The 20,577-nt window shown below is 65.9% G+C and carries 23 protein-coding genes, 1 tRNA gene and 1 pseudogene; 12 read left to right on the plus strand and 13 right to left on the minus strand.

Going from position 1 to position 20,577, the window contains the following annotated elements:
- Positions 1-9 precede the first annotated feature (9 nt).
- Together C8D87_RS36395 and C8D87_RS45415 are read left to right on the plus strand one after the other, a co-directional pair.
- Entirely contained in the window at positions 10-3,312 is a 3,303-nt protein-coding gene (locus C8D87_RS36395) for a DUF499 domain-containing protein (protein WP_215732591.1), read from the plus strand.
- Positions 3,313-3,878: 566 nt separating this feature from the next.
- A complete protein-coding gene (locus C8D87_RS45415; protein WP_146771971.1) occupies positions 3,879-4,322 on the plus strand; it encodes a CpaE-like family protein in 444 nt (147 codons plus the stop codon).
- A gap of 194 nt (positions 4,323-4,516) precedes the next feature.
- On the opposite strand, the gene C8D87_RS36405 is transcribed toward C8D87_RS45415, so the two are convergent.
- Both C8D87_RS36405 and C8D87_RS36410 read right to left on the minus strand, forming a co-directional pair.
- Positions 4,517-4,714, minus strand: coding sequence for a DUF397 domain-containing protein (locus C8D87_RS36405; RefSeq protein ID WP_112230400.1), 198 nt, complete (start codon positions 4,712-4,714; stop codon positions 4,517-4,519).
- A complete protein-coding gene (locus tag C8D87_RS36410; RefSeq protein WP_112230402.1) occupies positions 4,711-5,568 on the minus strand; it encodes a helix-turn-helix domain-containing protein in 858 nt (285 codons plus the stop codon). Before C8D87_RS36410 ends, C8D87_RS36405 begins: the two co-directional genes overlap by 4 nt.
- Before the next feature lie 229 nt (positions 5,569-5,797).
- Between C8D87_RS36410 and C8D87_RS36415 the strand changes: the two genes are divergently transcribed.
- From C8D87_RS36415 to C8D87_RS36440, 6 genes are read left to right on the plus strand one after another with little or no spacing between them, the layout of a single operon-like run.
- A complete protein-coding gene (locus C8D87_RS36415) occupies positions 5,798-6,094 on the plus strand; it encodes a hypothetical protein (protein WP_112230404.1) in 297 nt (98 codons plus the stop codon).
- Positions 6,095-6,128: 34 nt separating this feature from the next.
- Positions 6,129-6,458 carry a hypothetical protein gene (locus C8D87_RS36420; protein ID WP_112230406.1) on the plus strand — a complete coding sequence of 110 codons (330 nt, stop codon included), beginning with the start codon at positions 6,129-6,131 and terminating at the stop codon, positions 6,456-6,458.
- Between the two features lie 8 nt (positions 6,459-6,466).
- Positions 6,467-6,916, plus strand: a complete 450-nt coding sequence (locus tag C8D87_RS36425) for a hypothetical protein (protein ID WP_146771972.1) — start codon at positions 6,467-6,469, stop codon at positions 6,914-6,916.
- Between the two features lie 4 nt (positions 6,917-6,920).
- Positions 6,921-7,223, plus strand: a complete 303-nt coding sequence (locus C8D87_RS49315; RefSeq protein ID WP_112230410.1) for a zinc finger protein — start codon at positions 6,921-6,923, stop codon at positions 7,221-7,223.
- Between the two features lie 36 nt (positions 7,224-7,259).
- Complete coding sequence (locus C8D87_RS36435; protein WP_112230412.1) at positions 7,260-8,219, plus strand: Scr1 family TA system antitoxin-like transcriptional regulator; 960 nt, start codon at positions 7,260-7,262, stop codon at positions 8,217-8,219.
- A 2-nt stretch (positions 8,220-8,221) separates the two neighbouring features.
- Positions 8,222-9,124, plus strand: coding sequence for a DUF5753 domain-containing protein (locus C8D87_RS36440; protein WP_146771973.1), 903 nt, complete (start codon positions 8,222-8,224; stop codon positions 9,122-9,124).
- 34 nt (positions 9,125-9,158) lie between these two features.
- Here C8D87_RS36440 and C8D87_RS36445 read toward each other — a convergent pair whose 3' ends face one another.
- The 8 genes from C8D87_RS36445 to C8D87_RS36475 all read right to left on the minus strand — a co-directional run bounded on the left by C8D87_RS36445 (position 9,159) and on the right by C8D87_RS36475 (position 15,070).
- Positions 9,159-9,545 carry a hypothetical protein gene (locus C8D87_RS36445; RefSeq protein WP_112230416.1) on the minus strand — a complete coding sequence of 129 codons (387 nt, stop codon included), beginning with the start codon at positions 9,543-9,545 and terminating at the stop codon, positions 9,159-9,161.
- Between the two features lie 150 nt (positions 9,546-9,695).
- Positions 9,696-10,208 (minus strand): hypothetical protein, encoded by a 513-nt coding sequence (locus tag C8D87_RS36450; protein ID WP_112230418.1) that lies wholly within the window; start codon positions 10,206-10,208, stop codon positions 9,696-9,698.
- Complete coding sequence (locus C8D87_RS36455) at positions 10,205-10,579, minus strand: hypothetical protein (protein ID WP_112230420.1); 375 nt, start codon at positions 10,577-10,579, stop codon at positions 10,205-10,207. Before C8D87_RS36455 ends, C8D87_RS36450 begins: the two co-directional genes overlap by 4 nt.
- The gene (locus tag C8D87_RS36460; protein WP_112230422.1) at positions 10,576-11,652 is read right to left on the minus strand and encodes a hypothetical protein; all 1,077 of its coding nucleotides are present in this window, start codon (positions 11,650-11,652) and stop codon (positions 10,576-10,578) included. Before C8D87_RS36460 ends, C8D87_RS36455 begins: the two co-directional genes overlap by 4 nt.
- Positions 11,653-11,734: 82 nt before the next feature.
- Complete coding sequence (locus tag C8D87_RS36465; protein ID WP_146771974.1) at positions 11,735-13,198, minus strand: hypothetical protein; 1,464 nt, start codon at positions 13,196-13,198, stop codon at positions 11,735-11,737.
- Between the two features lie 30 nt (positions 13,199-13,228).
- The gene (locus tag C8D87_RS36470) at positions 13,229-13,768 is read right to left on the minus strand and encodes a DUF3558 domain-containing protein (protein ID WP_170166718.1); all 540 of its coding nucleotides are present in this window, start codon (positions 13,766-13,768) and stop codon (positions 13,229-13,231) included.
- Between the two features lie 19 nt (positions 13,769-13,787).
- A complete protein-coding gene (locus C8D87_RS46430; protein ID WP_170166719.1) occupies positions 13,788-14,192 on the minus strand; it encodes a hypothetical protein in 405 nt (134 codons plus the stop codon).
- Positions 14,193-14,293: 101 nt separating this feature from the next.
- Positions 14,294-15,070 (minus strand): ESX secretion-associated protein EspG, encoded by a 777-nt coding sequence (locus tag C8D87_RS36475; protein ID WP_170166720.1) that lies wholly within the window; start codon positions 15,068-15,070, stop codon positions 14,294-14,296.
- A 527-nt stretch (positions 15,071-15,597) separates the two neighbouring features.
- Between C8D87_RS36475 and C8D87_RS36480 the strand changes: the two genes are divergently transcribed.
- From C8D87_RS36480 to C8D87_RS45420, 3 genes are all read left to right on the plus strand, one after another.
- Positions 15,598-16,986 carry a replication-relaxation family protein gene (locus C8D87_RS36480; RefSeq protein ID WP_233442469.1) on the plus strand — a complete coding sequence of 463 codons (1,389 nt, stop codon included), beginning with the start codon at positions 15,598-15,600 and terminating at the stop codon, positions 16,984-16,986.
- A gap of 283 nt (positions 16,987-17,269) precedes the next feature.
- A complete protein-coding gene (locus C8D87_RS36485) occupies positions 17,270-17,491 on the plus strand; it encodes a hypothetical protein (protein WP_112230430.1) in 222 nt (73 codons plus the stop codon).
- A gap of 370 nt (positions 17,492-17,861) precedes the next feature.
- Entirely contained in the window at positions 17,862-18,149 is a 288-nt protein-coding gene (locus C8D87_RS45420; RefSeq protein ID WP_146771975.1) for a hypothetical protein, read from the plus strand.
- Positions 18,150-18,238: 89 nt separating this feature from the next.
- Here C8D87_RS45420 and C8D87_RS47230 read toward each other — a convergent pair whose 3' ends face one another.
- A complete protein-coding gene (locus C8D87_RS47230; protein WP_215732592.1) occupies positions 18,239-18,550 on the minus strand; it encodes a hypothetical protein in 312 nt (103 codons plus the stop codon).
- Here C8D87_RS47230 and C8D87_RS49320 point away from each other — a divergent pair.
- Positions 18,449-19,240 (plus strand): annotated as a pseudogene (locus C8D87_RS49320) (recombinase family protein); the annotation flags it as partial. The gene C8D87_RS47230 and the pseudogene C8D87_RS49320 sit on opposite strands and share 102 nt — an antisense overlap.
- 827 nt (positions 19,241-20,067) lie before the next feature.
- Here C8D87_RS49320 and C8D87_RS36495 read toward each other — a convergent pair.
- Positions 20,068-20,141: transfer RNA gene (locus C8D87_RS36495), tRNA-Leu, on the minus strand.
- 51 nt (positions 20,142-20,192) lie between these two features.
- Positions 20,193-20,474 carry a metal-sensitive transcriptional regulator gene (locus tag C8D87_RS36500; protein ID WP_109633365.1) on the minus strand — a complete coding sequence of 94 codons (282 nt, stop codon included), beginning with the start codon at positions 20,472-20,474 and terminating at the stop codon, positions 20,193-20,195.
- Between the last annotated feature and the right edge of the window lie 103 nt (positions 20,475-20,577).

The raw sequence follows: 20,577 nt of genomic DNA on the forward strand, positions 1-20,577 counted from the left end.
ATTGGCCAAATGTTCGACTTGCTGGCGCCCAAGCTGGATGCCTTCCTGTCCCTGATCCTCGACCCGCAACTTGAGGCTGGGCGCACGTGGGTCGACATCGTGACCACTGTTGACAACAACAACGCTAGGGACGTTCACCGTGGCGACCCGTCGGTCCAGCTGAAAGTGGTCACCCAGGACTACACGCACCGATACCGGCGCAACTGGCGTCCGCTGGCGGCTCACCTGAACCGCACTCATCAGGCCTACGCCGCCGAACTACTGCAGGTACGGCACACCTGGGCACACATGAGGTCGTTCACCGACGACGACGCCTACCGAGCCCTCGACACCGCCCAGCGGTTCGCCGTCGCCATCGGCGCCGTCGACACGGGCGAGGAGATCGCGCGTATCCGACTCAACTTGCGCCGCGTCACCGCGGACAAGGACGACAAGAAACTCCTCAAGTCGGCGGTCGACAACCCCGAGGCGGCTGGGCTCAAGCCGTGGCGTGAGGTGCTTCAGCCGCACGATGACGTGGCGACGGGCAACTTCCACGCCTCCGAGTTCGCCGCTGACCTGTACAAGGTCGCTACGGGCGGCGAGGCGGACTCGGACTATGCCGATCCGGTGGAATTCTTCAAGCGCACCTATCTAACCGAAGGCCTCCGCGATCTCATCGGTCGCGCAGTGCGCAGGCTGTCCGGTGATGACAATGCCTCGCCGGTGATCAACCTGCAGACCAACTTCGGTGGCGGGAAGACCCACTCGATGCTGTCCCTGTGGCACATCGCAGCTGGACTACCGGTTAGCGATTTCCCGCAGGAGACCCAGGAACTGCTGAACGCCAACGGTTACACCAGCGTACGAGTCAACCGCGTCGCGATCGTGGGCAACCACCTCAGTCCCTCCGGTGCCACAAAGGAAGACGGAACCCAGGTCAACACCATCTGGGGTGAGCTGGCGTGGCAGCTCGGTGGCGCGGAGGCTTTTGCGATCGTCGCCACCGCCGACAGCAACCGGACCCATCCGGGCAAGGCGTTGCACGAGCTGCTCGCGAAGTACGCCCCGGCGGTGATCCTGATCGATGAATGGGTTGCCTACGCTCGCTCACTCGTGGGTCGTGACGACCTCGCCGGCGGCACCTTCGATGACCAGTTCACCTTTGCCCAGTCACTCACCGAAGCCGCGAAGGGCACCTCGGGGGTTCTCCTCGCGATCTCCATCCCTGCCTCCGAGAGCAGCGACGGCGCAGAGATCGTCGCCGGCAACGCCGAGGAGGTGGGCGGCGCCAACGGTCTTGACGCGCTGAAGCGACTGCAGAACGTCGTACGCCGGGTGGCTGAGCAGTGGCGACCGGCGTCCTCGGACGAGGCCTACCACATCGTGAAGCAGCGTCTGTTCAAGCAACCTGACGCGGCCGCGCTCGCGGCGATCGGCGCAACCGCGCGCGCCTACGTGGAGATGTACCGCAAGTACATTGACGACTTCCCCCGCGAGGCTCGGGATTCGGCGTATGAGAACCGGATCAAGCGGACCTACCCGATCCACCCCGAGCTGTTCGACACCCTCTACGAGGAGTGGTCTTCGCTCGAGCGCTTCCAGCGCACCCGCGGCGTGCTGCGGTTGATGAGCACGGTGATTCACGCTCTCTGGACCGGCGAGGACGCCGCGCCGTTGATCATGCCAGCATCGATCCCGTTGGCTACGGCGAACGTGAACGCCGAGTTGACCCAGTACCTGCAGGACTCCTGGAAGACGATCATCGATGCGGACGTCGACGGCGCCAACTCGGAACCGGTCCGGATCGACAAGGAGAAGCCGCTCTACGGCCAGCGAGCGTTGACCAAGCGGCTCGCTCGTGCGGTGTTCTTCGGTGCTGCACCGACCATCGCACCCGGCTCGACCCACAAGGGCATCAGCACCCAACGGGTCTTTCTCGGCACCGCAGTTCCCGGCGATGTCCCTGGCAACTTCCACTCCGCACTCACCCAGCTCGGCGACCGGGCGACCTATTTCTACTCCGGCTCTGGGAAGTACTGGTACGATCTGCAGCCCAACATCACCCGCACCGCGAAGGATCAGGCCGAGCGTCTGCACCCGGAAGAGGTCTGGGCGGAGATCGTCCGCCGGCTCAAAGGCCAGGCCCAAACCCGCGGCGACTTCACGGGCGTGCACGTGTGTCCAGAGAGTCACGCCGACATCCCCGATACCGATGAGGCCCGGCTCGTCATCCTCCACCCAAAGGTCGCGCACAAGCGCGGCAACGAGTCGCCAGCGAAGGAATTCGCCCAGAAGGCCACCGAACAGCGCGGCAGCGCTAATCGGACCCACCGCAACATGTTGGTCTACCTCGCCGCAGATGAGGCTCGACTGGAAGAACTCGGCACGGCGACCCGCGACTACCTCGGCTGGAGTCATGTGCTCGCTAACGAGGTAGATCTCGATCTGACCCAGAACCAGCGGAACCAAGCCGCGCAGCGGCGCGGGCAGGCCGATCAAACGGTGACCGCTCGCCTGCTGCAGACTTTCGTTTGGGCGTTGGTTCCTGCCCAGCCCGACCCCGGCGCACCGTTCGTCCTTCGTGAGACCAAGGTCGAAGGTCAGTCCGACTCGCTGGCTGAACGAGTCTCGCGCCGCCTTGGTAATGACGGAGACCTGTCCACCCGGCAGGCTGCAGCGACGATCCGCCTGGCCATTGGCAAGGTGCCGCAAATTTGGAAGGACGGCCACGTCTCCCTCGGCACGCTTTGGGGGCTCTACAGCCAGTACCCCTACCTGCCGCGCCTGCGCGACCGCCGCGTCCTCGATGAGGGCATCATCGATCTGCCGATGATCTGGCAGACCGACGCCTTCGCCCTCGCCACTGGCTACGACGAAGAAGCTGGCCGCTACATCGGCCTCTGGACCCCGGACGACAAACGAGTCGCTCCCGCGGCGACTGACTCGCTCCTGCTCGTCCGCCCCGACGTCGCCGTCAGGCAGCGTGATGCCGAAGTGCCTGACACAGCGAGTAGCCCGACCGCGTCCACCGAGGGAGACGCCGCTAAGTCCTTCGAGCCGGACCCCGATCACCCCGGTGTCTACCACCGGAAATTCAAGACCCGCTTCTATGGTGTCAAGACACTTAACACCGATAAGACCGCGATGGATTTCAAGAATATCGCCGAGGAAGTCATCGCTCACTTCCGTGCCGAGGCGAGCACCAATCTCACCGTACGGATCGAGATCGAAGCAACCGATCCCTCCGGCTTCGATGAGAGCAAGGTGCGGACGGTCTCGGAGAACGCCCGCACTCTCAAGTTTGATCAGTCCGGTTTTGAGGAAAGCTGAGCGAACAGGCGAAGGTCATAAGTCCAGGATCTTGTCGTAGCTCGGCAGAGGCAGCGATAACAACAGCTTCCTGTCACTCACCGCGGGGCACCGCATGGAGTGTTCCGTGCTGACTTAGGCAAACGCGCTACTCCAGGCCGCGCTCACCCTTCAGGAGTGAGTGCGGCCTGGCCGCAGCTCGCCATGCCTCTGATGGCTCCACGGACAGCCAACCATCCCGCCACCTACTTCGATGCACCGGCCAACTCTCGGGCAGGTTCGCCATCGAAGATGGCTGCCAGCTCACAAGTCCCCGCAGGCGCTGATCAGCCTCCTCCAGGCCAACTTCAAGATCGCAAGTTATCCACAGGGTGTCGCCGCTGACCAGAGCGCTAGCTGCAGACCAAGTAGCCTTGTCACGGGCAAGCCAGCCTGATCGAGAGGTTCTAATGGTCGATCCCGTAACACCCCTGTGTTCGCTCTTGCAAGCGTCCGGGTATGCCGTTTTTGAATGCGGGAGGGCATTCCGCGGTTGCAGTTGAAGTGTCCTCAAATGCAAAGCTGAATGATCACTTTGCTGCAAGTTCTTGGAGTTCACGATGTTCGTTTCAACCTCAGCCCTCCTGATCACCACCCGTGCCGGGCTGCGTGAAGCCGTAGCCCTGAACACCGCTGGCTTCAAGGTCGCAGTCCGTGCACCCGACCGCCTTGCCCTACAAGCCTGGTCACGTGCGCCAGCGGTTCTGATCGACAACTACGTCGCCCAAGCCGTGACTGAACTCGGGTTGCCGCGCCGTTCAAATCTCCACCTGCTCGTAGACGATGGAGCCCAATGTCACGTTTGGGTGAATGCAGTGAAGCTCAATGTCGAACGCGTGATGGTGTTGCCTGACGCGTTTCCCGCCCTGAAGGAGACGGTACGGGCGGCAGGTCGCGATGCTCCGGCCGTGACGGTCATCGCTGCACCACTGGACGGCCGCGGTCACCGCGAAACTGAGGGGCTGCGACGACTTCGTGGAGCGGGAGCGTGAGCCCTGCACAACGTACGGCTTCCTGAGCCAGCCCTTGGCATCCGGATCTCTTCCACCGACTCACTTCTGCCCTGCTAGTCACATCACCGCATTGGCGGGCGCATCTTCCGCCTGCTGCCATGTGAGCCTGACGGCGAGCATTGGGACGAAGTGCTGGATGGACAGCCCGTGAGCCGACCATCCAGCACTTGCTGCTACTGCGGATAGCTTGTTCTGCCCTTAAGGTCGTCAAGGAAGCTGCAGAATGCCGTGCGCTGGAACCGCAACGGTTCCGCATCTGGGTTCTTGGAGTCGCGGACACCGACGTCATCGGTACTAACGGCGAGTTCCACGCACTCGTTGCCGCCTCCTCCCGAGTAGCTGCTCTTGCGCCACATGGAGTTGCTGCTCATTGTCTGCCGAGCGCCCCTATCTGTCGGCCGATGCGCGCTGCCGTCTCGGTGGGCGACAACGCAACGAGGCTCACGTCGTCGAACATGGTGGTGAAGCGGACTACGTCAGCTTCATTGTCCACCCATGCGCCTCCGGCCGGGTATTCCAGGTAGACGCCCGGCGGATCGACCGGACTCGGGAAGCTGATGATCGTGCACGGCCCGGACATACTGCCGTAAGCGCCAGCGGTCTTGGGGATGATCTGCAAGGTGACGTTCGCTCGTGCGCCCACGGTCAGCAGGTGGTGAAGCTGCTCCTCCATCACGTCTGGACCGCCCACCTCGCGCTCGATGACGGCTTCGTCGATCAGCGCGTGAAGCTGCAGTTCGCCGTTTTCAAGCCTTTTCTGCCGGTTGAGACGCGTGTTGACGTGGCTGTCGAGCCGCACATCCTGCCTGTAGAACCGGTGAGCGGCCGCCTCAATGGCGCGAGCGTAGGACTTCACCTGGATCAGGCCGGGCACGACCAACGACTGAACGGTGCGCACCTTGTCGGCTTCGAGTTCGGCACGGATGAACGTGCGGAAGGCCTTCGTCGAGCCCGCAGGCAGGCGCACGCGCGGAGGCTCGTCGCTCGCGTTCTCCCACAACTGGGCCGCGGTGTCGCGGTCCTGCTCGCCGGCGTCGTAGAACGCGCACAGGGCGGTAACGCTCGCCCAGTTCGGCAGCACGTGTCCCGACTCGTACCGGCTGATGGTGCTGTCGGAGGTCTTGAGTTCCTTCGCTGCCTGCAGCAGTGACTTGCCGGCTGCGTCGCGGAGGGTCGCGAGGTGCTGGCCGAGACGCTTCTTGGCTCGAGTTGGTGCGGCTGCCATGCAATGAGCCTAGCGCGGGAATAAGTCGTGCAGTTGCACGAGTTAGACCCGATCGGGCTATGTCTATCGTGCGACTGCACGTTATATCTTGCATGTGTCGGCGGGACTGCTGGCCCCTTGCACGGGGCTTGGGCCGTCGCGTGGTGGTGAAGCGCCCGCGCAGTCCCGTCGGCCCAAGCAGAAGTGCCCAGTAAGGGCACCCAGGGCTCGACGGAAGGGGTGTCGGGTGATGGACGTGGTGTTCGACGAGCTGCACCGCAGGGTGACGAGTTATCTGGCGACCGTGAAGAACGTGGCCGCGGACGGCGGCGACGATGCCGCGCTGGTCATCGCTCGCAGTGAGCTGCCGCTGATCGTTGACGCCTTCGACGCGCTGTTTGGGGGCACGCCCCGGACGAGAACGGACTTTGCCGCCAGTGTCGCCGCGCTGGCCGGTGGTGGCGACGGCGTCGGGTGCCGTGCCGGGTGTTCCTACAAGCCCAGATCGCTCTGTTTCATCCCGCCGGCCACGGCCGCCACGCCCTGACGAGGGCCGAGCTGTGAACGCCTGTGCTCTTGAGGTGGTCACGCAGATGCGGCGCCTGCGGCATCTGCACCAGGTGCGGGGCTGGTCCTTCGATCCGGTCCGGTCGCCCGATCCACCGCCTGAGCTGGTGGAGCTGATCTATTCGTTCTGCCACGGTCAGTGGCTCGACGTGCTGCGCGTCAGATCGGACACCGACGCCCAGGCCGGGCGGTTCCTCGCCGAGTCGATGGTCGTTGGCGGTCGTCTGCGGGCGTGCTGGCTGGCGATGGGCACGCTCACCGAGGTGCTGGACGGCTTGGACGAGCTGCCACCGCCGATATCGCGGCTGGCTCCCTGTCTTCTCCTCCCCGCGATCGTGAGGTGACTATGTCCGTGCCCCGCAACGCAACTCGTCTCGGCATCGGCGTCCGAGAGGGACCGCAGACCGAGTTCGAGGCTGCCGCACAGTCCTATCAGGACGACCACGGCTGGACGGTCGGCATGTACCGCACAGGTGTGTGGCTGGTGTCCGGCCGCGGGGTCGACGCGCTGGACATGCCCAGCAAGCTCGGAGAGCGCGTCCGCACCGCCCTGGGGGACTCGGTACCGCTGTTTGAGTCATCTGACGACCATGGCGTGCGCTGGGTGTTCCTCGTCGTGTCGCACGCCGGTCCTACTCTGCCGGAGCTAACCGAACTGGGCGTTGATCACGTCCGGGCAGGGCGGTGCGTCGATCTGCCGCCCAGCCGGTTCGGACCGCACCGGCTGCGGTGGATCTCCGAGCCAGGTGCGCCGGTTCCTGACTTCGCGACCGTGGTGCACGCGGTCCTCCAGGCGAGGTGATCGCATGTGCTCCCTACCGGAAACGACACCGCCGGAGCGCAAAGTCGTCGCGGTGAGCGGTCTTACGCCGCCCCGCCCCTTCTGCTGGCTGCCGTACCTCGGCGCGCGACATGCGATTCCGCGGACGCTGGCGGCTCCTGGTTCCTGCGGAGAGGCGTTGTGCGGCGCTGAGGTTGTGGTTCCGGAGAAGCCGCCGCCGAAGTACCCGGACGGGTTGTGGAGCGAGTGCCCACGCTGCGATTGGCAGTGGCGTCAGCAGACAGGTCTGACGCAACGGCCGTCGGCGACTCAACACCACCAGACGTGAACCTCGAAGTACGGATCAAGAACGGGTTGATGACACATGGCGCTGGATCTGGTCGCCGGAAGAGCAAGCCTGGAAGTCCGGGCGTTGAGCCGGACCGTGCTGGGCTGGCGGACGAAACGCGGTTGGTCTCTGAAGGAGCTGGGTGAGCTGGTCGGCTTCTCGGCCGCCAAGCTGTCGCAGCTCTGCAGGGCCGTTGTGCGCATGTCTGCGCTCGAAGTCGTGGCGATCGGCGCCGCGTGCGGCGCGTCCGACGAGGAAGTCGAGCTCTGCGTTCGCGTGGCACAACGCGCTGTCGACCCCACTATGTGGGATCGGATCAACGGTGACGCGTGGGCACGGCTGACGTGGACCCCGTGGGAGGTCATGGCCGAAGCGAGCGAACTGGTGATCGTGGTGGACGACGTGCTGCCTGAGCTGGTGCGCGTCGACTCCTACCACGTGGCCCTCTTGGAGTCCGGGGCCGTCGCAACCGAGCTTGACCTCGCGCTTCAGCAAGAGGTTCTCAAACGCCTGGGAATGGATACTCCGGAAGCCGCGCGACCGGGCAGCCCGCGACGATTGCATGTGCGGCTGGTCGTGCCCGAGTCGCGGCTCAACGGCAGCGTCGGTGGCGCGCGGGTGATGGGCGACCAGCTGGAGCGCTTGGAGGAGCTGAGCGAACTGCCAGGGTTCGAGTTCCGAGTTGTGGACGGTGACGCGGGGCCGTACTTCGGCCAAGGCGTGTCGTTCACGATGATGCGGTTCGTCGAGAAGCGTTTCGATGACGTCGTCCTCCTGCACACTCTGCACGGCGGGGACACCTGGCTTGAGTCCGCGGCCGAACGCGAGCCGTACGAGCGTGCGCTGGTCGCGCTCGACGGCGTTGTCCGATCCGAGGAGGAGTCCGCTCGTCGGCTCAGTCACGCTTCGCTACGGCTTCGGGATCCCTTGCCGGGCAACGGCTCTGGAGAGCAGCAGCGCCACCTGCAACTGGTTGCCGATCGGGCGGGGAGGTAGCCGTGCCAAAGCGGTTCTCTACCGCGCGTGGTCGTGAGTTCGGCGTTGGGCTGCGAGCGGCCATCGCGGGTGCGGGGCTCACGTCGCGTGCTGCTGCTGAGATCGTGGACTGGGACGAGGCCAAGGTCTCGGACGTGGTGAACGGCAAGGGCGGCGCCACCCAGCTCGAGGTCGCCGTGCTGCTGGGTGTCTGCCGCGTCAACGCCGAGGAACTCATCCACCTGTTGACGCTCTACGCCGAGACCCACATCCGGGGTTGGTGGCAGCAGCACGGCAGGTGCTCGCCCATCCGCCTGCGCACGGTCGTCGAGCACCTGAAGGTGGCCAAGACACTGGTCAGCTGGCACACGCACCTGGTGCCGCTGTTTCTGCAGACAACCGACTACCTGCGTGAGGTGCTACGGGCATCCTCGACCGCGCCGGCCGACGAGCTGGCGGAGCGCGTGCAGGCGCAGCTGGCGATGCAGTCCTCGGTCCAGCGCAACGTGAAATGCACGTTCTTCCTCCACGAGTTCGCGCTGCACCTGCGAGTCGGCGGCGCCGAGGTCCACGCCGCACAGCTGCTACACCTGTTGTTCATGGCGAACCGACCGAACGTCAGGATCCGGATCGTGCCCGCGGCTCACGGCGCGCATGCGGGGCTGGCCGGGCCGTTCACCCAGCTGACCTTCGCCAAGTACGAGTCTCTGGTGTGGGTCGAGACCGAGAACTCGAGCCTCCTTGCCGAGGCGAAGGACGCGATCGACGGCTATGAGACGGTCGTCCGCGCACTCGAGGAGCAGAGCCTGGACGAAGCGGAGTCAACCGCGTTGATCATGCGCCTGTATGAGACCTTTCAGCCCGCTGACGGCCACGCGGCTACTGCGGAAATGCGTTTGACCGAGCCGTTCCCGCCGCTGGCTTAGATGATCGAGCTGAGGTCTCGTTGCAGGCGTAGTGTCATCGGCTGACTCCGCCTGGTGTCAGGGGATCGCGAAACAGCTTGCGTCCCTTGAAGAAGGCGATCCCCGTGATGGTGACCGGCGCTACCGCCAGCATCAGAGCGAGGATGCCCTGGGGGAGTGGGAGGCGTGTGGCGACGAAGGTGAAGACGAGCAGCAGCGGCATGGTCAGGAAGATCGAGAATCCCCACATGCCGCCCAGCAGTCGCCGGACGATCTGAGCGCCGACCATATTGAGGTACTCACCTTCGATGTAGTCCAGCGAACTTCCCCACACACCGAGCGACGAGATCAGCGGGCTGGACGCGTAAACGAGTCCTGCGACGCCGGCTGCGCACCAGCCCGCCCACCGGTCCGAACCGAACAGCTGCAGTGCCAGCACCATGACCCCCGCTACGGCGAGCAGTGTGCTGAGCAGGAGGCTGATGCCGAGTCGTCGACCGCCCGAACGGATCTCGACGGCTCGCTACGCGGAAACCCACACCCAGCGGGGCTCCGGCTCGGACGAGGGAATGAAGATCGGGTAGCTCACGTGTTACCGGATCGCGTCGGCGATTGGGGCCGCCGCGGCGGCGGTCTTCCGGCAATCGGGGTCCAGCTCCGTTGGGGTCTCCACCTCGACGATCCCGCCTGCGGTGTTGTCGAACGCCGCGGTGCAGTGCGCGGAGCTGCGCACGACCCTGATGTCCACGTCCTTAGGGCTGCGGGTGGTCAGGTCGGTGCGTCCCAGCGAGCGGGTCCACTGGTCCAGCGACATCGACACGCGACGTGCCACGAGCTGGCGGCTCGTGGCACCCTCGCGCCAGATACATCCCTTGCCGTCCTGATACCTGCCGACGACGTCACCCACGAGCGCGCGAACCTCAGCGGGCGCTGGATCGCGCTCGCACACCGACCGGAGCCGCTCGTCCAGCGACTGCTGCCGTTCCTGCTCACCGCCGCCGAGCACCAGCCGGAGCACGGCCCCTGCCAGCACCACGACGGCGAGCACCACGACGAAGTAGACCGGCCACTTCTGCTTGCGTGGCAACCAACTCGGCTGGTTCATCGGCGCCGATAGGTTTCGTCGCTGAAGTCACCGTCGTCGTCGAGCAAGCGGGACGGCGGCCTGCTCGGCGGCTGCGGCGTGGCCTCCGGGGCGGAGGACTTGTTCTCGTAGGCGTCCGTCACCGCCTGTTTGAGAGCGGCCAGCTCGGACGGATCAGCGTTGCGCAGCGCCTCACCGGCCTGCTCCATCCGCCCGTACAAGGCGCCTTCGAAATCCTGCCCGCTCGCCTCACCCAAGGCCCGACGCAAGTCAGTGGCGCCGCCGAGCACGTCGCGAGCCAGCCGAGCGAGGGCGGGCGAACTCTGATCACCAGCCAGCGTCGTCAGGACAGCGCGGCGGAGGTCGGCTTGGAAGTCGTCCACGATGGTCACCTCGGCGCGGTGTAGGGCTCAAGGGGCAGGCGGCGGATCTGGTAGCCGTCGAACGACGTGCCGTGGATGTTCTTCAACAATCCGACCAGGCCCTCGAGCACGTTCTTGAAGTTGCTGATGATGTTCGCGACCTCGGCGAGCCTGGCGGTCAGGCGCTCGATCGCGATACCGGCCAGCACCCAACCGGCGATCCCGGCGCCGTAGAACTCGACGGTCGCCGTGCCGACGCCCGCAGCGATCGCGGCGGTGATCGCCCAGTCGATCGCCGAACTCATCAGCCCCGACGCCGCCTTGTACATGTCGGCGGCGCCGTCCGCGGCCTCGACCAGCTTGTCCCGCACGAACCGGCAGAACTCCGCCTGCCCGTGCAGGGACTCGGAAAAGTGCTGCAGGTAGGTAAGGCATGCGCCCGCAGCGTTGCCGTGCCACTCGTGTGAGAGGTCCTGTGCGGCCTGCACGACGTTCACCGAGAGGTCTTCGAACCCGTGGCGCATGCTGTGCCAGGCGTCCGCGACCGAGCGGATCTTCGCCCAGTCACCGGTCCAGTCCCGCATGACCGGTTCGAACGGATCCCACCCGGACAGTGACACGATCGCCTGCCGCACGAACGCCGTGATGCTCAGCCCCACCGCGTCCAGGATGTCCATCTGCCAGCGGAACTGCCCGGAGTACTCGCCCGGTGGCGACAGCCTGCCGCTGGGCACGCGGCGCGGCGCGAACGGTGCCGCGGCCTCGCGTTGATCCGGCGGGAGGACGTCACCGCGTTCCTTGCCCTGCATGGTCGAGTCCAGCTGCAGGGCGGAGTCGCGATCGGTCGACTCGTACATGGCCGCGGTGCTCGACAACGCGCTGCGCGAATCGTCCAGCAGACGGCTGACCTTGTTCAACGACTCGTTGAGCTCGGACACCATCGTCGGGTAGACGTCCCCGAGCAGCGTGAGCAGTCCGCCCCAACCGATCTTCGCGTCGATCTCGTTGCGCTCGTAGGTGCGCATCGCCTCGACCTCGTGGACCTGACCGTTGAGCAGCTGCGCATAGCCACACAGTGCCTCCGGCTGTACCGCGAACGTCACGCATCCTCCTCGTGCACAGCGATCACGAAAGCTCTCCGTACCTCGGCCAGCTCACGGCTGGTGAGGTGGTGCCGTCGGCGGTTCACTCGCCGATCACCGGGGGCGTCACCAAGCCCAGATCACCCACGATCTCGTTGCCGTTGTCCTCGTTGATCAGATACGAGGGAGTGTTCCGCTCGATGTCCTCGCCGCCCTGCCCCTTGGCTGCACCAGTTCCCATGCCACCCATCGCACCGGCACCCGCACCACCACGTCCGGCAGCACCGGCAGACGACGCGCCGCCGCGAGTCGCGGTTCCCTCGTTACCAGCCATGACACCGGCCGACCCGCCAGGCCCGAACCCCTTGGCGGCGTTGGGATTGCCGAGACCGGCAGCGCCTGGCACACGGCCGCCGCCCGTACCGCCGGACACACGGCCGCTGCCCACTACGCTGCGCCCGCCCGGTCCACCACCGGTCCGGCCGCCCGTACCACCCAGGCGGTCCTTGCCGCCGGGATTGCCGGGCAACGGTCCGACCACATTGAGGTTGCTGTTACCGAGCTGGCTGTTGCCGCCCTGGTTGCCCTGGTTCAGCCCGTTGCCACCAAGGTTGTTGTTCAGGCCGCTGGTGTTCGTCGTGCCAGTACCGACCGTCGGCGGCGCCGTCCAAGACGTGTTCGTCGTGTCATTGCCGACCCGCGAGGTCGGTGTGCTGCCTTGACCGGTGAAGCCAGGGTTCGGTGCGATCGGCGGCCTGCCGGGATCGGCCGGTTCCTTCGGCGGCGCCGGGGGCTCGGGCGCGAACGCGGGCTGAGCCGCAGCGGTCTGCGCCACCGTGCGGTCGTAGGTCTCCACCGCCCGCGCGGCCTGCTCATGATCGGCCTGCTGCTTCTGGAACGCCGCCTGGTCCGCCGCCGCCTGCTGCACGAACTGGATAGGGTCGGTGATCGACATCAGCCGCTCCCGCGACGCCGCCGGATCGAAGGGCTGCGCGGGCGGTGGCGGCACGTTGTTCTTCGCGTCGGCCAGTGCTCGCGCCTGCTGGGTGAACAACGTCCCCGCGAGCTGTGCGGCGGTGCCGGTCTCGCCGGCGCGGTTGCCCATGTTGGCCAGCGCCTGCCGGGCACCGTCACCGGCCTTGCCGGTCCAGTCGGCCTCGCTGCTGCCGATCGCCGTGGCGACGTTGTCGTTGAACGTGGCCAGCTCGTTGCCGATCTGCGTCCACACGTCGGCGATCTCACCGATCGCGCCAGGATCGACCCCGTTGTTGACCGATTCGTGCAGCTGCTGGTGCGGGATGCCGATGTAGTGCGCATCCGGCTGTGCGGGAGCCGACCGCGTCAGCACCTGCCCCTTGAGCTGTGCCGCCTGCGCATCCAGCACGTCGTTCACCCGGTTCGGCGCCTCGACCAGCTGCATCACCACCCCCAGGAACGGGCCGTACCGCTCCTGCACCTCGGCGGTGACCCGCTCCTGGACCTGCTGGCCGGTCTGTACCTCGGCGTGGCGCTGCACGCCGTACCGCGAGTACACATCGGACGGTCTGCCCGGCGCTCCCTCGTTCATCCCCCGCAACCCCTCTCCTGACAGCACCCGCTACGGCAATTTCGGCTCGACCAACTCAGCGATCTTCAACGCGCGCGGACAGGGATCACCTTGACCGTTCAGGGTGACGTCGACCCGTGACGATGACGTCACGCCCACAGCGACGATGCAGCTGCCACCAGCCGCCACGAACTTCTTGGCCTGGTGCCGACCGATCGTCACATCAGTCACCTCTCCAGGTGCCTGCACGCCGGTCAAGCCCACATTTGTCCGAATATCAACCGAGAGGCTCGCGAGCTTCGGTTTGAATGCGCAGCCCTTCGCGGAGCCGACCTTCTCCGGAGTTGGTTCCGCGTTCAGCGGTCCCATTACCTGCTCCGCTTCGCTCCTGGTGAGCAGGCTGCAGGGATCAGTGTCAGCCAACGAACCGGTTGCCTTCGTCGAGGTCGGCGAACTCGTCGTGCCTTCACTGAAGGTGGAGCTACCGGTATCCGGGGTTGGCTTGGGATCACCCGGAGTTGATCCGGTGCACGCGGAGACAGCGAGCAGCACAGCGGCGGCCAGGCCTGTCAGGACGATCCGAGTGTTCACGTGTTGCTTCCCTGGTAGGTCAGGTGGAGAGAGTGGAGCCACCGGCTTTGGCGATGCCTTGCTTGGCGTCCTGGTCTGCGGTCTGGTAGGTAGCCATCGCCTTCTCGACGTCGGAGCGCATCTGCTCCAGTTCCTGCTTGAACTTCGTCGCGGCGGTGATGAAGCCCTGGGCTGGGTCAGTGGCGATGCTGGCCAGGAATGGCTTGTAGACCTGCGCGGCGGGCGTCGTCCCTAGCGGTGGCTCCTGACTGATGCGGTCTGCCTTCGCGAGGGCATTTGTCACGCCCTCGTACAGCTTGTCGATGGCCTTGATCAGGGCCTGGCCGCCGTGTTCGTTGACACCGACACCGTCGGCGACCGAGGCCGAGAAGGCGGCCACCGAGTCGCTGAGGCCCTTCATCCCGGCGAAGAACGCCTCCGGCATGATCGATCCCCTCTTCCACGCTGAGTCGTCTCACGGTAACAACTAGTGGCGGCCGTGTCCGCCGGATCCGACGCACCGCACACGTCGCTGGTTCCACGGGGTTACTGGTGTGAGTCGATGATCCGGTTCAGGTGCCGGTCGAGAGTGGTCTGGTCAGCAGGCGTGTAGGTGGCCGCGAGCCGACCGTCCGGAGCGGTGGTCGGAATCACTGCATACCGCCCGGCGTCGGTGTCTAGATAGTTGATCGTTCCTAGTTCGGTTTCACGCCCGTTACGGCCACGCGCGGAGACCGAGAAGTACCCAGCGCCCAGGCGTGGACGGCGCAGGATGTCCTCGGCCGCGGCCCGCCGTCCGGCCGGCGAGGGACCGGTGGCCTTCACCTGGGTGCGGAACGTCATTTCGGAGAAGTCCTCCTCCACCCGCCGTCGTGCTGGTGCCGAGGTATCGGTCACGGTGACTGAGACGCCCGGACCGGAACGCATCGGGGGCAGTAGACGCACCAGACCGGGCACGATCGCGTCGGGCTGGCACAGCCGGAACACGACCGTCTCCCCCTGCTGCTCAGCAACCACGCCCGTGCGGTCATCGGTCACGGCGAGCGCCACGGGCTGGGCCTCACCAGCGGTGCCCATCAGCGCGACCATCAGGTGCCCGCGGGCGAACACGTGCAACGCCTCCACCAGCTCCGGCACGAACTCCCCACCTCGGACCAGCCCGCGGGCGACGAGGTCCTGATGCACGGCCTCGACCAGCCGGATCCGGTCTTCCCGTGTCGCGCCATGATGCGGGATGGCGAACGGGAACCTCCGCACAGTGATCCGCAACGCCTCGCCAAGCACGTCCAGCGCCGCGAACGAACACACGATCTCCCCCGACACCCTGTGACCACCCCTTGCCTGTGCACCGGCTCTCCACGGTGCGTGACCGGGCGACATACTGCCAGTCGAACATCCATCAGCAGAGCGTTACCAGCCACATTCCCGCGAAGATCGCACCGACGGACGACACTGCAGGCAGCGGGACGCGTGACCGATCCGCTCCAGCGGCCTCGACTCGACGAACCCGGCCTCACCGCCGCGCAACGCGCCAAATCGGACGCCCTCCGCTTGCGCCGATAGCGCAGCAGGCATCGAGCGGCGGCAGGCAGAGCAGGTGACAGAGCGGTCTCGGTTGGCCGCCTCATGTCCGAAGTCGACCCGAAAATCGACAGTTGAGTGGTGCACGAGCTTGCCCCACGATGGAAGGGACAACCGGTCGTGATCACCGCTTACGCGAGCCAGACAGGCCACAGCGCGATAACAGGTGAATCACATCCTGATCACTGCTGTCAAAAACAGCCCCGAAATCCGGAGTTGAGGGGTGCCAGGGAGAACCTGGCCGCTCCGGACGGAAAGCGGTGGTGATCATGGTGGACGGTGCTGACCGCGCTGTCGGTCGAGGCGTGGTCGGTGCGGATGGGTTAGCGTTTGGTTCCACGTCTGGGTTGGCGCAGCCTTGGCGTTCTGAATCCGCCACCCCACCCGCCGAGGCGACTGCTAATAAACCTGCTGGTCAGCGGTGGTACCGACGGGAGCGGGCGGAAGGCCGACTGGGGAGTGATCCTCACCCATCCACACATCGGGGGCGCGCGGGGCGCGGCGGCCGGCGGGCCGGGGAACCAGACGCGGGCCTGTGGTTCCGGCTGGTCGATCGGGACCGACGCCTGCTGGTGTTGCTGGCCGAGCACAAGGTGCTGACCACGAACCAGATCGCCGCGATCGAGTTCCTGTCGGTGCGGCGCGCGCAGGACCGGTTGCGGCACCTGCGCGAGTTGGGCATGGTGTTCGCGTTCCGTGAGTCCTATTTGCGCGGCGGAACGAGCCAGACCCGATTCGCGCTGGGCTACCTCGGCGCGCGGGTGATCGCGGCGCAGCGCGCGGAGAAACCGCCCTCGCCGAAGGCGTACACCGAGAGCCTGGAACGGCTCGCCCTGTGGCCCAAGCTGGATCACCAGCTCGGAGTGAACGACTTCTTCTGTGCGCTGGCAGCCCGCCGCAATCCGGCCCGGCTGCGCGAGGCGGGCCGGAGCGATGAGGTGAGCGGGCTGACGCAGTGGTGGTCCGAACACCGCTGCACCGAGTTCTTCTGGAAGTACCTGGGCGGTGGCCGGGACGCCCGGCTGCGCCCGGACGGCTACGGCTGCTGGGAAGAGCACGGGCGGACAGTGCGGTTCTTCCTCGAACACGACACCGGCACCGAGTCCCTGGCGAAGGTCACGAGCAAACTCGACGACTACGCCGCCTTCCCAACCGGCGCCTTCGGCGTTCTGCTGTTCTCCGTGCACTCCGCCCGGCGCGAGCACGCCTTGCGGGTAGCGCTGCGCCGCGCCCTCCCAGGTGGCGATCCTGGGTTCGTGATCGCCACCGCGGCCCGCGACGGCAACACTTTCAGGAACACCGACGGTCCGGCGGGGCCGGTCTGGGGCCTGTGGACGCCGGCGGGCGGCGACAGCGTGCCACGCCGGCACAGGTTGGCCGAGCTGCCGCAACGTGGCCCCTCGGTCGCGCACCGCGCCTCGAACGCCAGCCAGCCGCTCAACGAGGCGGCGTTCGACTCGAACGACCGGGAGATGTCGCGCCTCATCAACACACCCCAGCCTGAACCAGCTCACCCCGCAGGCTATGGGGACGACGATGACGATCTCGACGACGTGACGCTCTACGGCGACGCGGACGATGACGATGTGTACCGCGTGCCGACAGACCTGGCACCGCCGGGAGCGAAGCGGCCACTTCGGACACGCTGGTCCGCCTGAAACCCTCTCGTCCCAAGAGAGTTCGTGCGGATCGGTTGCCCGGAGGAGGTGAACGACACTGACGTTACGGCGAGAACGACGGCCGCGCCGGTCCACACCGAGACGCGGAGATGGCCCGAGACGAGATAGCGAGACCGGCGAGAACCCAGTCTCGCAACGGTCGAGAGGTCTCGCCTGATGTCTCGGTTGGACAGAGAAGAGTTTCAGCTGGCCAGCAACCACTGGCCCGACGGCTGCTACGCCAGTCGGCCGTCAAGCGAGCTCGCGGACACCGAGGTGCACCATGCCCCAGCACACGCCCGACCACACCGAACATGACCACCAGCACGACGGCGATGGAGCCACCAAGTACCCACGCCGTCCCAAACGGTCAGCCATACAGGACACCTGGTACGTGGAGCGGATCGCCACTGAGCCGATGACCGCCCAGCAATACGACCTCGCCGTCACCGCCCTGGCCACACTCATCGCGCAGTGGCTCACCAACCAGGAAAATGCGATCTAGGTCTCGTACCTTCGTTCTCCTGAAGTTCTTTTCCCACAACATGTTCCGGACTCGCGTCGAACGTCCGCCTGTCTCGCCTCGGTGAGACCAGCAACGAGACAGCGAGACAACGCCGAGACGGCAGCGAGACACCTGGTCTCGCTCGTCTCAGCCGGTCTCGCCGATTGTCTCGCTGCACCAAGGGCAACAACGTCTGGAGCGCAACACACAGCCGGTGATCGCCGGCCCCGACGGGTGCCGCAGTGCAGTCGGGGAGTCGAGGCCCACCAGCTGGCTCTGCTGTTCGACGCCACAACCTGGCCTGCCGAACAACCGCCCGCGACCTCACGCGCACCAGGAGCGTGCTCACGGGCATCTGGAGGTGCCTCCGATGGACCCCCAACCGCACGACGAGGCGATTGTTGTTCCGCTGCCTCGAAAAGCACCCGATGGTGACATCGAAATCCCGCCCCATGACGTCCCTGACCAGGTCGTATGGCGGTATGATGGGACAGGAAAGCGCACGAAGAACTGGACTTTCTCCGGTCACGTGCGCTACGTGAGTGGCGCCGAAGGCGATCGTTTGCACGGCGAGCTGAACGCCGTGATCCACGACCTCCTCGACTGGGCCATGACCCAGGAACGCGCTGAACAGCCCGACGAACGGGAGGCTGCATGAACACGCCGAACAACCCCGAAATAGACCCGCCCGCACCGGCACTGGCCGCACGGTTCCCCGCGGCGCTCACTGTGGTGCCGTCCGGGCCGTCAGGGTTGTCGGACTACGCGGTCTCGCCGCTCGGCATGCCGACAGCCTTGCTGCGCAACGAAGTCCGAGTCGCCTTCCTTGCTCGAACGTCCACGGACGACCAGCAGGATCCGCGCCAGTCCATGTTGCGGCAGCTCGGAAACTGCAAGGCCGCCATCCCTGAGTCGTGGGTGATCGTCGCGCACTTCTACGACGTCGAGTCCGGCCGCATGGAACTCGACCAGCGCGGCCGTGGCGAGAACTACGAGCGCTACGACATCCCGATCGCTCGTGACGGCGGGGTCACCGACCTGCTCGACGAAGCCACTCATCCAGGCCGCCGGTTCGATGTCGTGATCTGCGAGAGCGTCTCGCGAGTCGCCCGCCGAACCTTCGAGGGCCTCTCGATCGAACGGGAGTTGGAACGAGTCGAGGTCCCGCTGTTCGCCTCCAACGAACCGATCACACTGGCCGGGAGTCGAGCGCAGCGAATTCTGCAGCGGCGGATCAACCAGTCAGTGGCCGAGTACGAGGTGCTCAACACCCTCGAACAGTCTTGGGGTGGGCTATGCACGCACGTGCGAGAAGGCTGGAACATTGGCAAACCGCCGTACGGCTACAAGGCCAAGGTCTACCGCCATCCCAATCCCACCAAGGCCGCCAAGGGACAGACCAAGACACGGCTCGAGCCCGACGGTCTCCAGGGCGAGACTGTCACGCAGATCGCCGCGTGGCGCTTTCACGAAGGCCTCGGCTACGACACCATCGCCGACCGCCTGAATGCCGACCCCGCCAAGTACCCGCCGCCCGAACCGCCCGGCAAGGTCCGGGCACGCGGCGCCTGGGGCAAGACCAGCGTCTACGAGATCCTGCGCAACCCCAAGTACACCGGCTACCAGGTGTTCAACCGTCGTGCCTCCCGCTCTCGACGCGGCAAGATCAACGACCCGGTCAAGTGGGTGTGGTCCACCGAGCCCGCGCACGAACCGCTGATTCCGAAGTGGATGTTCGACGAGCTCAACGCACGCAGGCAGGTCAAGCGAGGCTCACGCGACGGCAACGAGTTGAACACCCATCCAGCTACCGCGCGCACCTACGTGTTGCGCGGCATGGTGTTCGACTCCTGTGGGCGCCGGATGTTCGGCAGCCAGCGCGGTGAGCGCGCCTACTACCTGTGCTGGCCGCGCAACAACAACCGCGGCCGCCCCGACAACTACCCCGACCACGCCAAGACGGTCTACATCCGCGAGAGCAAGCTGCTCGACGCGATTGCCGCGTTCTACGCTGACAGGGTCTTCGGCCCACATCGCCGAGCCATCCTCGCCGCCGAGCTCGCCACAGTCGACGACCGGCAAACGCAGGAACGCCAGGCCCAGCGAGAGCGACTGCAGCGCAGCATTGCCGATATCGCTCGCCGCCAGGACACCATCCTGCGTCAGGCTCAGAGCGGTGATCCTGATGACCCGTTCAGCCGAGGACTACGCCAGAGCTACAACGACCTCGAAACCGAGAAGCAGGCCGCCCTGGCCACGGTCACGGACCTCGACGCCGTCGACGAGGCCGAGCCGACCAAGCCCAGCGAAGAGGACGTCAACCTGATCGACGCGCTCCCACAGCTACGGATCGACCTGGCCATGGCACCCGAGAAGCTGTTGCGGAAGCTGTTCGACACCACCCAGCTGACCATCCGGCTACATCCGGACAGCAACTACGTGACTCTGACCATCAAACTGCCGGCCGACCGGCTCACCGCCATCGCCGGAGCTGCGGAAAGGATCGACGAAATGTCCCAAGACCCACAGAAGCCCGTGACCAGCATGGTCACGGGCTCCTGTGTGGACGTTGTACGTGCCCCCGGTGCGACTCGAACGCACACTGGACGGATTTTGAGTCCGCTGCCTCTGCCGATTGGGCTACGGGGGCGTAGCTGTGTGAACTCTAGCGGATCACGCCAGTGAGTTACGCGCGGGGCCGCTATGACTTCACGAGCCGCCCGATGGCTGCTGAGGCCTCTGCGAGCTTCTCCTCGGCCACGGGGCCGCCTTCTGCGGCTGCCTGGGCGACACAATGCTTCAAGTGCTCGTCGAGCAACCCGAGCGACACCGCCTGGAGGGCCTTCGTGGCGGCGGCAATCTGGGTCAGGACGTCGATGCAGTATTCGTCGTTCTCGACCATGCGCTGCAGGCCGCGGATCTGTCCCTCGATGCGGCGCAGTCGCTTGAGGTATGCGTCCTTGTCCGCGGTGTACCCGTGCATCGCTCCTGACCTTCCCTACCCCTGGCGGGTATGTCGAGGATACCTGGACCGGATGGGGTGCGTTATGTGCAACGCTGCTCCGTCAGCGGGAATGGTGAAGCGT

The sequence above is a fragment of the Lentzea atacamensis genome (assembly GCF_003269295.1).
GTDB classification, from domain to species: Bacteria; Actinomycetota; Actinomycetes; order Mycobacteriales; family Pseudonocardiaceae; genus Lentzea; species Lentzea atacamensis.